Source organism: Actinotignum sp. UMB0459, from assembly GCF_051905915.1.
In the GTDB taxonomy this organism is placed as follows: Bacteria; Actinomycetota; Actinomycetes; order Actinomycetales; family Actinomycetaceae; genus Actinotignum; species Actinotignum sanguinis.
The window spans coordinates 59,050-72,330 of sequence record NZ_JBQAIK010000012.1; the positions used below are offsets into that span (position 1 = coordinate 59,050).

Annotated in this window: 13 protein-coding genes and 2 tRNA genes; 10 read left to right on the top strand and 5 right to left on the bottom strand. The window is 61.0% G+C overall.

Annotated elements, in window-relative coordinates; all coding sequences use genetic code 11:
* Nucleotides 1-9: 9 nt before the first annotated feature.
* From ACTFPK_RS03490 to ACTFPK_RS03505, 4 genes are all read left to right on the top strand, one after another.
* Nucleotides 10-315, top strand: coding sequence for a hypothetical protein (locus tag ACTFPK_RS03490; RefSeq protein ID WP_439911111.1), 306 nt, complete (start codon nucleotides 10-12; stop codon nucleotides 313-315).
* Between the two features lie 47 nt (nucleotides 316-362).
* A tRNA-Asn gene (locus ACTFPK_RS03495) sits at nucleotides 363-434 on the top strand.
* 103 nt (nucleotides 435-537) lie between these two features.
* Nucleotides 538-1,050 (top strand): peptide deformylase, encoded by a 513-nt coding sequence (def, locus tag ACTFPK_RS03500; RefSeq protein ID WP_320757686.1) that lies wholly within the window; start codon nucleotides 538-540, stop codon nucleotides 1,048-1,050.
* A gap of 55 nt (nucleotides 1,051-1,105) precedes the next feature.
* Nucleotides 1,106-1,612 (top strand): DUF3145 domain-containing protein, encoded by a 507-nt coding sequence (locus ACTFPK_RS03505; protein WP_016442598.1) that lies wholly within the window; start codon nucleotides 1,106-1,108, stop codon nucleotides 1,610-1,612.
* 53 nt (nucleotides 1,613-1,665) lie between these two features.
* Here the strand turns inward: ACTFPK_RS03505 and ACTFPK_RS03510 are convergent, their stop codons facing one another.
* The gene (locus tag ACTFPK_RS03510) at nucleotides 1,666-2,055 is read right to left on the bottom strand and encodes a phosphopantetheine-binding protein (protein WP_439911112.1); all 390 of its coding nucleotides are present in this window, start codon (nucleotides 2,053-2,055) and stop codon (nucleotides 1,666-1,668) included.
* A gap of 34 nt (nucleotides 2,056-2,089) precedes the next feature.
* On the opposite strand from ACTFPK_RS03510, the gene ACTFPK_RS03515 reads away from it, so the two are divergent.
* The 4 genes from ACTFPK_RS03515 (at nucleotide 2,090) to ACTFPK_RS03530 (ending at nucleotide 4,666) form a co-directional block, all read left to right on the top strand.
* Nucleotides 2,090-2,704, top strand: coding sequence for a hypothetical protein (locus tag ACTFPK_RS03515; protein ID WP_439911113.1), 615 nt, complete (start codon nucleotides 2,090-2,092; stop codon nucleotides 2,702-2,704).
* Between the two features lie 46 nt (nucleotides 2,705-2,750).
* Nucleotides 2,751-3,365, top strand: a complete 615-nt coding sequence (locus tag ACTFPK_RS03520) for an L-threonylcarbamoyladenylate synthase (protein ID WP_439911114.1) — start codon at nucleotides 2,751-2,753, stop codon at nucleotides 3,363-3,365.
* Nucleotides 3,362-4,024: an HAD hydrolase-like protein gene (locus tag ACTFPK_RS03525; protein WP_439911115.1), complete on the top strand. Its 663-nt coding sequence runs from the start codon at nucleotides 3,362-3,364 to the stop codon at nucleotides 4,022-4,024. The genes ACTFPK_RS03520 and ACTFPK_RS03525 overlap by 4 nt, the downstream gene beginning before the upstream one ends.
* A gap of 174 nt (nucleotides 4,025-4,198) precedes the next feature.
* The gene (locus tag ACTFPK_RS03530; protein WP_439911117.1) at nucleotides 4,199-4,666 is read left to right on the top strand and encodes a hypothetical protein; all 468 of its coding nucleotides are present in this window, start codon (nucleotides 4,199-4,201) and stop codon (nucleotides 4,664-4,666) included.
* Nucleotides 4,667-4,735: 69 nt separating this feature from the next.
* Here the strand turns inward: ACTFPK_RS03530 and ACTFPK_RS03535 are convergent, their stop codons facing one another.
* From ACTFPK_RS03535 to aceE, 3 genes are all read right to left on the bottom strand, one after another.
* The gene (locus ACTFPK_RS03535) at nucleotides 4,736-6,523 is read right to left on the bottom strand and encodes an ABC transporter ATP-binding protein (protein WP_439911119.1); all 1,788 of its coding nucleotides are present in this window, start codon (nucleotides 6,521-6,523) and stop codon (nucleotides 4,736-4,738) included.
* A complete protein-coding gene (locus ACTFPK_RS03540) occupies nucleotides 6,520-8,463 on the bottom strand; it encodes an ABC transporter ATP-binding protein (protein ID WP_439911120.1) in 1,944 nt (647 codons plus the stop codon). The genes ACTFPK_RS03535 and ACTFPK_RS03540 overlap by 4 nt, the downstream gene beginning before the upstream one ends.
* A 147-nt stretch (nucleotides 8,464-8,610) precedes the next feature.
* The gene (aceE, locus tag ACTFPK_RS03545) at nucleotides 8,611-11,346 is read right to left on the bottom strand and encodes a pyruvate dehydrogenase (acetyl-transferring), homodimeric type (protein ID WP_439911169.1); all 2,736 of its coding nucleotides are present in this window, start codon (nucleotides 11,344-11,346) and stop codon (nucleotides 8,611-8,613) included.
* A 337-nt stretch (nucleotides 11,347-11,683) separates the two neighbouring features.
* Here aceE and ACTFPK_RS03550 point away from each other — a divergent pair, with 337 nt between their 5' ends.
* Together ACTFPK_RS03550 and ACTFPK_RS03555 are read left to right on the top strand one after the other, a co-directional pair.
* The gene (locus ACTFPK_RS03550; protein ID WP_016442607.1) at nucleotides 11,684-12,082 is read left to right on the top strand and encodes a DUF3052 family protein; all 399 of its coding nucleotides are present in this window, start codon (nucleotides 11,684-11,686) and stop codon (nucleotides 12,080-12,082) included.
* A gap of 99 nt (nucleotides 12,083-12,181) precedes the next feature.
* Nucleotides 12,182-12,255: transfer RNA gene (locus tag ACTFPK_RS03555), tRNA-Val, on the top strand.
* A gap of 57 nt (nucleotides 12,256-12,312) precedes the next feature.
* Here ACTFPK_RS03555 and ACTFPK_RS03560 read toward each other — a convergent pair.
* Nucleotides 12,313-13,176 carry an aldo/keto reductase gene (locus tag ACTFPK_RS03560; protein WP_274734444.1) on the bottom strand — a complete coding sequence of 288 codons (864 nt, stop codon included), beginning with the start codon at nucleotides 13,174-13,176 and terminating at the stop codon, nucleotides 12,313-12,315.
* Nucleotides 13,177-13,281: the final 105 nt, after the last annotated feature.

The window sequence follows — 13,281 nt, forward strand, 5'->3', positions numbered from 1 at the left end:
AGTAACCCCATGTCAGCATCCGAGAAACTGGACCCATCAGAGAAGCCCGAGCTGCCGGAACAGTCGGAACAGCCGGAGACGCAGGTAGAACCCGTTCCCCTTGACGCCGCCCAGGCGGAGGAGATTCAGCGCATCGCGCGCCGCCGCATGATCGCTGCCGCAATTGTGGGAGTCATTCTGCTGATTATCATGTTCTTCGCCGGGCGCGCCCTGCGCCAGCACCTGAGTGCACCCTCGACTGGTGCGGGCGAATCGGTGGCTGTGATAGTGACGGGCGGCGCTCACGGTCTGGAGTGGCAGAGCGCACACCTCTGAAGTTGCTTCGTGTCCCGCCATTGACTATTATCTTTTCTGTTGCAAATTCCCGCATAGCTCAATGGCAGAGCATTCGACTGTTAATCGAACGGTTGCTGGTTCGAGTCCAGCTGCGGGAGCGAACGAACGGCGGTGAGCGTAGGCTTGCCGCCGTTCTGCTCTGTCCGGCACTCGCGGCGCGGGGCAACATAAGTGTGAAGAATCTTACCAAAGGAGATCGCTATGGCATACCGGGAGATTCGCGTGGTGGGGGACCCGGTCCTGCGCACCCCCTGCGATCCAATTCGGGAGATCACCCCGGGCATCGTGCGCCTGGTCGAAGACCTCCTCGAAAACGTGAACGACGACGCCCGGGCGGGCCTAGCAGCCAACCAAATCGGGGTCTCCCTGCGCGCTTTCTCCTGGCATATCGACGGGGAGATCGATTACATTCTCAACCCCGTGATTGTGGCGCTTTCCGAAGATGAATACCAGGACGGTGAGGAAGGCTGCCTGTCCGTCCCGGACCTGTACTACCCGACTACGCGGGCGTGGTATGCCCGCGCTGAAGGTATTGACCTGGACGGCAAGAAGAAAATTGTGGAGGGGGAGGGGCTCCTCGGGCGCTGCATCCAGCACGAATGCGATCACCTGGACGGCCACCTCTACCTCGACCGCCTGGAACGGGACGTACGCAAACAAGCGATGCGCGATATTCGCCAGCTGCGCGTCTCTTCTGCGCTACAATCGCTCTAGTAGCCCCTCCGCGTGGGTAGCACGGGGAAAGCCACCCAAGCGCAGGAGGAATGCTATGGCACACAAATACGCCACTCGCGGCGTCATATTCATTCACTCTGTTATGCCGGCCGTTCAACCCCACGTTGAATGGGCGGTCACAAGCGTGCTCGGATACGAACCGCATTTTGAGTGGACCAAACAACCCGCCGCCCCGCATATGAACCGGGCAGAAGCCTCGTGGACGGGGGAAGTGGGAACTGGCGCCATACTCGCCTCCGCACTCAACGGCTGGGAACACTTACGTTTTGAGATCACCGAAGATGCCAGCCCGGTATCCGAAGGAGGCCGCTGGTCCGCCACCCCCGGCCTCGGTATTTTCTACGCCCAAACAGATCTCACCGGCAATGTGGTCATTCCCGAAAACCGGGTGCGGGCCGCGCTGGAAAACGCGGGGAACGACGCCGCAGAAATGCGCCGGCTCCTCGATATTGCCCTCGGCCAGGCCTGGGATGATGAGCTCGAACCCTTCCGTTATGCCGGCGCGGGCGCACCGGTGCGTTGGCTGCACCGCGTGGGCTAAAACCCGGGCCGTGGTGAGCTAAGCCCGCGGGGGCGTACCCGCTACTGCGCACGCTACAGCCCGAGGGCGGCCCGCAAATCCTCCGCGTAAAGCGGGGCATTTTCATCCGGCTTCTCCTGCTTCTCAGGGTTAGGCCCCGCGGCATCCGCGCTTGTGGCAGCGGGAGTGGGGCGGGCCGCAGCTGCGCCGTCGTGCTGAGAAGAAGAGGTGGTGATGCTCAGGTCCGCGCCCGGGCAGCTGAGCCGCACCAGATCCCCGAGGGTGCGCGCCGCGCAAACCTCGCTATCGGGTACCACCACGCCGCTAGCGTCTTCCAGCGTGACCGCAATAGCCCAGCGGGTGACGCTATCCACGCGGCTCAGCTCGAAACTTTCGGTGGCATCCGGGTAGCCTTCGCGCTCCAGGATATCCGCGCCCAGCGACATGAGTTGCGCTACCTCCATCGCACGACCTCCCTATTTTCGGTACGCTCGCATCATGGCATTCCTTGATTTGATGCAGCAACTCTTCCAGCATACCCGGGCCCCGGAAGCTGATACTGCCACCGCGCAGGCGCTGCGTGATCGGCTTGCTGAGGACCCGAACGACGTCGAGGCTTTCACGCAGCTCGTTGGCCTGGCGCGTGAAGCTGAAGGTGAACTCCCGCCCGCGGATCCGCTCACCGCGGAGCTCACCGGAACCGGAAGCATTCTTTCCGCGGACCTGGCGATTTATGCCCTCGCCGAAGAACTCTCTAGCTCACCGGCCTCCTGGTACCCGCAGCTGCATATGGCTCGCCTCGCGGTGGAGTCCGATCCCGAGCGGGCCCTGCGGCTTCTCACCACCGCCACGGATCGCAATCCGGACGGGCGTATCCTCGCCCGGGCCATGGCGATTTTGCGCGAGGCCGGCCACCCGGATCAGGCACTCAGCTTAGGGCTGGCCCATTGGGATCCGGCCACCCATAGTTTCGAGGCTGGGGAAGCGCTGGTACGTACCGCGCTGGCGGCCGGGCGCGCCAGCGAAGCCCGCGCGTACCTGCGGGAAATGGAGCCCTATGCCAGTGCGGCGGAGCTCGCGGAGTTGCGCGAGGCTGCGCGCGTGGCGGAGTAAGGCTGCGCGGCTTCTTCCTGTCGCGGCCTCGACTAGACTAGTTGCTATGGCTACCTTCATTGATATTCATCCTGAGGATCCGCAACCGCGGCTCGTCACCAAAGTGGTGGATCGGCTGCGGCGCGGTGAGGTGGTGGCGCTGCCCACTGATTCCGGTTATGCCATTGTGTGCCAGATGGGTAATAAGGAGGGCTTGGAGCGGATTCGTACCATCCGGCAGGTGGGGGATAAACACCATTTCACGCTGCTGTGCCACGATTTCGCGCAGCTCGGGCAGCTTGTGATCGTGGATAATCCCGATTTTCGGCTCATCAAAAGCCTCACGCCCGGGCCCTACACCTTCATTCTCAAGGGCACTAAAGAAGTGCCGCGCATGACCCTCAACCCGAAGAAACACACGGTGGGCGTGCGCATCCCGGATCATCGCATCACCCAGGCGGTGGTCACGGAAATGGGCGAACCGCTGCTCTCCTCCACGCTTATTCTTCCCGGCGCGGAAGAACCCCTCGAAGAAGGCTGGATTGTGGAAGATGAACTGGGGCATGCCCTGGATGTGGTGGTGAACGGGCCCGTGGGGCGCGGCCCCACCACCGTACTTGACCTAGTAGCCAAGGAAATTGCGAGACAAGGAGCAGGCGATACCGCCGGACTTAACCTGTGAACCCCATCCTTATTGATCTGGACGGAACTTTCCACGATTCCGCCGCCATCGTCAAAAAAACTTTCCGGGCTACCCTGCGCGAAGAAATGGGGGAGGACCACCCCGAAGAGTTCTTCGTGCAGTTCATCGGTCCGCCGCTCATCGATACGTTCACGAAGCTCGGCGCAGCCGACCCGGTGGAGATGGTGCGTCGCTACCGGGTGCGCTACGAGCAGTGCATGCTTGACACCCCGATTTTCCCCGGGATGCGTGAATTGGTGAAGGAACTGGACGCGGCCGGGGTGCCGCTGGCCATTGCGACGTCGAAAAACGAAAAGAATGCCCGTGCGATTCTGGAACACCAGGGCGTGGCGCAGCATTTCCGCTATATTGCCGGGGATCCCGAAGATATCCCCGGGTACGGGAAAGCTGAGGTGGTGGGGGCGGCGCTGCGCGAATTGCGGGCGCACGGCGTTGATACCTCGCGGGCCCTCATGGTGGGGGATCGTATTCACGATGTCGAGGGCGCAAGCCAGCATGGCCTTCCCACGGTGCTCGTGGAGTGGGGGACCGCCCCGCGTTCCGAGTGGGAGCTGGCCTGGCGGCACGTGGGAACTGCCCGCGAGCTCGGTGAGATCCTGTGGGATTTTGCCGGGGTGGAGCGGTCACAATCCCATTAACACCAGCCACGGGCATATTAACAAGGGTTACAGTTACATCACCTCGGGATACAGTTTGGTTAAGATGTGACGAGGACGGTTCGCGGCCGTATATATCCATGTGAAGCGTGTTAGACTCAAAAATAAGATCGTCACCGCGGAGGTTGATTATATGACTCAACGGAGGGATCTTATATGAACGCGTATATTGCTGGAAAAATCGCGGCGGGAACTGCGGTTCTGGGTGGTTTTCTTGGCTATCCGCTTCTCTATATCAATGCCTTGGATATCTTACAATGGGCCCCGGAATTTAGCCTTGCTATCTGGACCTGTACCTGTTTTGGGATGCTCTGGGTTGCGCTCGGCCAGGTTTATTTCCTGGGAGTCTACCAGTGGTTTGGATTGTTGGAACAACCCCGGCGCTCGGCACCGGCGTGGCTGCGCCCCACCATGCAGGCCATCCCGGTGACGGTAGCCGCCCTCGGAGTAATCCTCCTGGTCTTCCTCATTATTAAGGATGCCGGGCATCCGAGCATTCTGATTCTTATGGCTGCCCTGTGGGTGCTCAGCCTGGGCGCCAGCGCGGTAGCGCGGCTCATGGCCGGGTATCTTGCCGGCCGGGAAATCCCGGCGGAGGAGAAGCTCGCGGTCCCGGTCGCTTAGGCCCGCAGGTCTCAGGCTCGCGGTTAGCTTGGCGCACCACCGCCAGCATAGGCTCACACCGCCGCCAGCTTAGGCCCACTGGCTTTCGTAGAGGCGGGCATAGGCACCGCCGGCCGCCAGCAATTCCTCGTGGGTGCCGCTTTCTACCACGTCCCCAGCTTCAATAACCAGGATCGTGGTGGCATTGCGGACGGTGGAGAGCCGGTGCGCAATAATGAAGGAGGTGCGCCCTTCGCGCAGCCGCTCCATGGCATCCTGGATAAGCGCCTCGGTGCGGGTATCCACCGAACTGGTGGCCTCATCCAAAATCAGCACATCGGGATTGGCGAGGTACGCCCGCGCGATGGTGATGAGCTGTTTCTCCCCGGCGGAAACATTCTCGCCCTCATCCCCAATATGGGTATCAAAACCGTGGGGGAGGGTCTCAAGAAGATCAGCAATGCCCAGGGCGGCCGCGGCGGCAATGGCGTCGTCGCGCGTAGCACCGTCCTTCCCGAAAGCGATATTTTCCCAGACCGTGCCGTCAAACAGCCAGGTGTCTTGCAAGACCATCCCGAAATGCTCCCGCAGGGATTCCTTGGTGAAAGAATCGATGGGTGCGCCGTCCACGGTAATCGCCCCGCCGTCTACCTCGTAAAAACGCATAAGCAAATTGACGAGCGTAGTTTTCCCCGCGCCGGTGGGCCCCACAATCGCCACCGAATGGCCCGGCTCCACTCGCAGCGAGAGATCGCGGATCACCGGGGTATCCGGCTCGTAGGAAAAACGCACGTGCGAAAACTCGATGGTGCCGCTTCGTGCTTCGGGGGCCACCACCTCGCGATAGCTCGAATGCGCATCCGGGGCCATCTCCTCCTGGGCGAGGTAATCGAAAATTCGCTCCGCGGAGGCCGCCGCGGATTGGATGAGATTCGCGGTGGAGGCCAGGGATTGGAGCGGGTGGGACAGCTGGCGAGTGTATTGCATCATCGCCTGCAGCCCGCCAATTGTCATGGTGCCGGCCATCGCCTGGATACTGCCCAGGAGGGTGACGATAGCGAAGGAACCGTTCTGCACCAGCATCATAAGCGGCTGGGACATCTGCGCAATGGCCTGGGCGCGGAAGGAAGCGTCGTAAAGATCGCCATTCGCGGCATCAAACTGGCCCTGGAATTCATCTTCCAGCCCGTAGGCAGCTACCACATCCAGCCCGGTGAAGCTCTCCTCGACCACGGCGGAGACATCACCCGTGAGCCGCCATTGGTCCCGGAAATAGGGGCGGGAGCGGCGCAGTAGCAGCAGGATCCCAATAATCCCCACCGGGATGACCACCAGCGAGGCAAGGGCCACCGACCAGGACAGATAGACCATGACCGCCACGATCCCGATAATCTGGTAGATCGCGGAGAGCACTTCGGAAAGAGTTTGCAGCAGGGACTGGGTGACATTATCGACGTCGTTCGTAACCCGCGAGAGCACATCCCCGCGCTGCTGTTTGTCCAGCACGGATAGCGGCATCCGATCAATTTTCTGCTGGCAATCCCTCCGCATCTCATAGCCGAGATCCTGAATAATGAGGCGAATAATATAGCCGAACCAGAAACGCAGCAGCGCTGAGAGAATATAGCATCCGGCAGCCAGGCTCAGTACCCGCGCCAGCTCCGGGAAATCCACGCCGCCGGAGCGGATTCCATCAACCACCACATTGGTGCCCTGCCCGAGCAGGAAGGGCGCGGCCACCACCGCCGCGGTGGAGATAAGTGAAAGCAGCAGCACTGCCACAATGCGTCCCACGTAATGGCGTAGGTAGTGGCGAATAAGGGTGAGGAGCGCCCCGCGGATATCGCGGGCTTCGTCAATATTTCCGGCACCTCTCATGCCCGCACCTCCTCACTCGTTGCGGTCGCTGTGCCGCTTGGTTCCGTATCGCTTGCCGCCGTTCCGCCTTCCGGCCCGCTCGGTTCCGTTCCGCGTTCCGCACCACCTTCCGGCCCGCGCTCCTGGGAACGCACAATGGAGCGGTACATCTCATTGGTTTCCATGAGTTCGGCGTGCGTCCCGCAGCCCACCACCTCGCCGCAATCCAGAACGACGACGCAATCGGCGCTGCGCGTGGTCGAAATACGTTGGGCGATAATGACCACCGCCGTATCCCGGATCCGCTCCTTGAGGTTGGCCCGCACCCGGGCATCGGTGGCGTAATCGAGGGCGGAGAAAGAATCATCAAAGACCACCAGGTCAGCACCGGCTCGCCCGGAGCTATCAGGGAGGGCGCGGTACAGAGCCCGTGCGATGGTCAGGCGCTGGCGTTGCCCGCCGGAAAGATTGGTTCCCCCGGTTTCCACCGGCATCTCCAGCCCGCCCCCGGCCTGCACAAAATCCCAGGCCTGGGCGCAGTGCAGCGCATTAATCACCCGTTCCTGGTCAATATCGCGGGTGGAGCCGGCAACATTACTGGCTACCGTGCCGCTAAACAGGAACGCACGCTGGGGTACCAGGGCCACCCGGCGGCGGAAATCAGCGAGTCGAATATCGCGCACATCCACTTCGCTCGCTCCGGCGCCGCGTGCTGCGGCACCGCTCGTTTTCGTTTCGCCGGTCTCGCCATCTGCGCCAGCCCCGGCGCTGCCTTCGACGGTGAAGCGGCCCGTGCTCACATCCACGAGGCGCGGCAGTATTTTGACCAGCGATGATTTGCCCGAGCCCGAGGCGCCAATAATCGCCGTCGTCGTTCCTGGTCGGAGACACAAAGAAATGCCGCGCAAGGCAGGTTCGTCCGCATCCGCGTAGGTGAGGGAAATATCGCGCAAGCGGAAGGTGACCGGGCCGGGCGGCATCTCCCGCGCATCCGGCGCGTCCGCGATGGAGGGAACGGTGGTGTTCACCTCGATCACGCGCTCGGCGGAGACGTTCCCGCGCGGAACCACCATAATAATCATGCCGAGCATCATGACCGCACCCAGAATCATCATGAGGTAGGTGATAAAAGCGGCCAGCGCTCCCACCGGCATGGAACCCCCGGCAATCCGATGCCCGCCAATCCACACGATCAGCGCGGAGGCCAGCCCGATGACCGCACTCATGGCCGGTAGCAACGCGGACCAAATCGTGCCGATCTGGAGCATAATCGAACGGAAATTGCGGTTATGGACCTCGAATTCCCCGGCCATCGCCTCCTCGCGGCGGAAGGCTCGAATCACCCGCACTCCAGAAAGCTGGGAACGTAGCGCATCGTTAATCGCATCCACGCGCCGCTGGAGGGTTTCGTAGCGTGTGGCGAGCATCGCGGTACATACCAGAATAATTGCGGTGAGTACCGGAATAATCACGAGGAGCGTGAGGGAGAGCACGACGTCCTGCCCGATGGCCATGAGCACCCCGCCCACTCCCATAATCGGGGCCGTCACCATAATGGTGAGGGACATGAGGGTGACCATTTGGATTTGATTGACGTCGTTTGTGGTACGGGTGACGAGGGTGGAAGCCCCGAAGCGCTGCTGATCCGCGGGGGAGAAACGCTGCACGTGCGCGAAAGTTTCGCGGCGCAGTTCCCGGCCGAGATGGGTGGATACCAGCGCCCCGTAATAGATCGCCCCGATGGCGCAGAGTACTTGCGCGAGAGTGAAGAGTCCCATGAGTAGCCCGCGCGACCAAATATAGGAGCTATTGCGTTCCAAAATGCCGTAATCGATAACGTTCGCGCCCAGCGCGGGGAGGGTGAGCCCGAGGAGCACCTGCGCGATCTGTAGCACAGCAATCGCGAAGAGCTGGAATTTGCGGTCGCGTAGATGCCTCCACGCCAATCGATAAACGGTCAATCACTCGCCTCCATATAGGTGTGGCGGTCCGAAAGCTCGCGTGCGAGAAATAGCTCGCCGCGTGAGGAAGGACCGCCACACTATGCTACGTGTGAGAGCACGGATGCTCAAACACTATTCAATTAGTTACGACGACGCCGGGCCGCTTTACTCCGGATCGTTATCGGGAACAGGTTCGGCAGCTGCCGGGTTATGCAGATCGTACTTCTCGATTGCCTGGCGGACAACCGAGCGATCAATCTTGCCGGCCTTGGCCAGCGCATACAGGGCCCGCACCACCATCGTGGCATCATCGATCTTGAAGTAGCGCCGGGCTGCCGGGCGGGTATCGGAAATACCGATACCGTTGGCGCCGAGCGTCTCGTAATCACCCGGGATCCATTCGCGGATGGAATCTTGAACCTGGTGCTCGAAATCGGAGGTGGCGATGAAGGGGCCTTCTTCGCCTTCCAGCTTCGCGGTCACATAGGCCTTGCGCGGTTCTTCTTCCGGGTGGAGGTAGTTGTATTCGTTGGTGGCCAAACCATCCTTACGCAGCTCATACCAGGAGGTCACCGAATAGACGGTGGCATCCACGCCCCAGTCATCGCGCAGCATGCGCTTGGCTTCGCGGGCCCAGCGCACCCCCACGCCCGAGGAAAGCAGATTGACACGCGGGCCACCCTGGCCATCGGCTTCATCGAGCTTGTAGATACCGCGGATAATGCCATCCACATCCACATTCTCCGGTTCGGCGGGCTGGTGGATGGGTTCGTTATAGACCGTGAGGTAGTACATGACGTTCTGCTCACGCCCGTCAGAGCCGTCCCCGTACATACGCTTCAGGCCATCCTTGAAGATATGGCCCAGTTCGTAGGCGTAGGCCGCATCGTAAATAATCATGCCCGGGTTGGTGGAGGCGAGAACGGGGGAGTGCCCGTCCATATGCTGGGAGCCTTCACCCGTGAGGGTGGTGCGCCCGGCGGTGCCACCAATAATGAAACCGCGTGCCAGTTGATCGTAAGCTGCCCAGAACTGGTCCCCGGTGCGCTGGAACCCGAACATCGAGTAGAAGATGTAGAAGGGCACCATCGGGGTGTTATGGGTGGCATACGAGGTTCCGGCCGCCACGAAAGCGGAGAGGGAACCGGCTTCGGTAATACCCGTGTGGAGCAGCTGGCCCTGGGTGGATTCCTTGTAGGAAAGCAGCATATCGTGGTCCACCGCGGTGTACTGCTGGCCCTGGGTATTGAAGATCTTGGCCGAGGGGAACATGGAATCCATGCCGAAAGTACGCGCTTCGTCCGGGACAATCGGCACCATGCGGAAGCCGAATTCCTTATCGCGCATAATGTCCTTGAGGAGGCGGACCAAGGCCATGGTAGTGGCCACCTTCTGCTTGCCCGAACCCTTCTTCATGGACTGGAAAGGCTTATCGGCCGGCAGTGCGATCCCGCCCTGGTGGGTGCGGCGCTGGGGCAGGTAGCCACCCAGTGCTGCGCGCCGCTCACGCATATGCTTCATTGCCGGGTGATCTTCGGCCGGCTTGTAATAGGGCGCGTTATAGGGATCTTCCAGCTGGGAATCATCAATGGGGATACGCAGGGTATCACGCAGCAGCTTGAGATCATTGCTGTTGAGCTTCTTCATCTGGTGGGTGGCATTGCGCCCGGCGAAATTGGAGCCGAGATCATAACCCTTGACCGTTTGCGCCAAAATGACGGTGGGCTGGCCCTTATGAGCTAGGGCTGCCCGGTAGGCAGCGTAAATCTTGTGATGGTCATGGCCGCCGCGGCGCAGTGCCCAAATCTCATCATCGGACCAGTCCTCCACCATGGCCTTTGTGCGCGGGTCCCGCCCGAAGAAGTTATTGCGCACATACGAACCATCGTTTGCCTTGAAGCCCTGGTAGTCACCATCCGGTGTGGATGTCATAAGATCCACGAGGGCATGGTCCTTATCCTGGGCGAGGAGTTTATCCCAGCCCGAACCCCACAGCACCTTGATAACATTCCAGCCCGCACCCTTAAAGAAGGACTCAAGTTCCTGAACGATATTGCCGTTGCCGCGCACCGGCCCGTCCAGGCGCTGGAGGTTGCAATTGACCACCCAGGTGAGGTTATCCAGTTTCTGGGAGGCGGCCAGCTGGAGCATCCCGCGCGATTCGGGTTCGTCCATTTCACCATCGCCCAGGAAGGCCCACACGTGCGAATCGGAGGTGTCCGTAATGCCGCGTTCGTTCAGGTAGCGATTGAACCAGGCCTGGTAGATAGAGTTCGTGGCACCAATACCGAGGGACACGGTGGGGAACTGCCAGAAGTCTTGCATCTGGTGGGGATGCGGGTAGGAGGGTAGGCCGCGCCCACCGGAAATACGGGAGGCTTCCTGACGGAAAGAATCCAGGTCCGCTTCGGTCAAGCGCCCTTCCAGATAAGCGCGGGCGTAATTGCCAGGGGAGGAGTGCCCCTGGAAGAAGATTTGATCCCCGCCGCCGGGCGCATCCGGGCCGCGGAAGAAGTGATTGAAGCCCACTTCATAGAGAGTGGCCTGGGCAGCGTAGGAAGAAATATGCCCACCAACACCCACGCCGGGGCGCTGGGCGCGCGTCACCATCACGGCCGCGTTCCACCGGGTCCAGCTGCGGAATTGGTGTTCGAGTTCCTCTTCTTCCGGGGTACCCGGGTAGGGAGGTTCTTCTTCGGCCGGAATCGTATTGATATAGGGAGTGACGAGATCAGGGGAGACCGAAACTCCCTTGGCGCGTGCGTGCTCATCCACGCTGGCGAGGATAAACCGCGCCCGATCCGCACCGTTTGTTTCAATCAGATCATCCACGGACGCTAGCCATTCGCGGGTTTCTTCCGGATCGACATCCGGGATCTGGCTGAGCTGGCCGGATACCATGCGAGCATCAGAATCGTGTGAAGCCACGGAATCTCCTCCATTGCTTGAGTGGTCATGTTTCTTAGGGACGTGTCAAGGCTACCCGTTCGCGGCTTTAGTCCCAGAGCGGCTGTGGTACCTCTTACACATACACTCCTATATTACCGCGTTGTTGAGAGCCATCGCACAGGCGTGAGCCGAATTAAGCTGAGCGGTGGACGGGGCGCACTGCGGGTGGGTTTCGCGGCGCCCGAATACCGGGCGCCGCGCGTCGTCGTAGGGTAATGATCACTAAAATCACGGGCGACGCGGCTGAGATTAACTTGAAAAAATGCCGGCGATCAGATGAGCTTAAGCCATGAGTTCGTTTGGTTTCCAGAAAGGGAACATCATCCAAGAATTTGGCTACGACGACGACGTAGCCACCCAGGTCCGCGCGCAGATCGAAGAAACAATAGGAAGCGAGCTGCTGGACGAAGATTCGCGCGATATCGTGGACGGCGCCATCGCCTGGTGGCGTGCGGACGATGGCGACGTCGATGATCTCGCCGATCTGCTCCTGGATATCAAGGCTAATTTCGACGACGAAAATGCTATCTGCTGGCTCTTCGTGCCCACCGGGCGAGTGTCGAATGCGGTGCCGCATAACGATATTGAAGAGGCCGCCGATACCGCGGGTATGCAACCAACCACGTCCGTGGCCCTCGGGGAATCCTGGACGGGCGTGCGCCTGACCAATAAGGGCCTGCGCTACTAGGCTCCTTACCTCGCCCAAGGATGTGGGCGGTAGGTATTTTCGGTGAGAAGGTGCGCGCGGGCCGCGCATCGGGTAGGATCATCCGAGTGCGCAGCGCGCGGGCCCGTAGCTCAGTTGGTCAGAGCACCTGGTTTACACCCAGGGTGTCATCGGTTCGAATCCGGTCGGGCCCACTCTTTATACCGCCTATGCGCTTATACCGCTATGCGCTTCATCGCGCGCCGGTGGTGCTACCACTCTTCATGCGTACGCGCATCCCAAACGTGCAGGTCACCGGTATCCAATGCGGCTAAATCTCGCATATCCGATTCATCCAGGGTGAAGCTGAAGAGATCAGCATTCGCCCGCCAGCGCTCGCGGCGGGACGACGAGGGAATCACCACAATGCCCTGCTGGACACACCAGCGCAGCACAATCTGGCCGGCACTTACCCCGTGCTTGGCAGCCAGGCGCCCTACCACAATCTGATCCAGCAGCTTCTCCGGGCCGCCCAGCGGGCGCCACGCTTGGGTGACAATGCCGTGGCGCTCATGGAAGGCGCGCAGATCGGTGCGCGGGAGGGCAACCGAGAGCTGGATCTGGTTGAGTACCGGCCACACCCCGGTGGCCTCATGCAGGCGCGTGAGATGCTCCGGCAAGAAATTAGAGACTCCCACGTGGCGCACCAGGCCCTCGGCCTGGGCGGCGAGCATTTCTTCCCAGGTTTCCACGTACAGGCCGCGGGAAGGATTGGGCCAGTGGATGAGGAGGGCATCGAGGTAATCAGTATCGAGGCGGCGCAAGGAATCTTCGATGCTGCGCCGGGTATAGCGTTTCCCCTGTTCCGCGCCGGCCACTTTCGAAGTGATAAACACCTCCGCGCGCGCCACCCCGGAGCGTTTCACCGCTTCCCCCACGGCTGTTTCATTGGCGTACTGCTGGGCGGTATCGACGAGGCGGTAGCCATCGGCGATGATGTGGCCCAGGATGGTGGCAAGTTCGTTTCCCTTGGCTAGCAGAGAGCCGATCCCGACGAGGGGAATCTGCCCGCCATCGGCAAGGGGAACGGTGGGAATAACGGTGGGAATAACGGTGGGAATATCGCATGCGGTCATGCCCCTCAGCCTATCAATGTGACCGATGTCATGTCTATGTGGTGTTTTCCTGGCGGAATTAGGCGCCGTACTTGAGAATGAACGCGCATTTTCAGTTCCGCAGGC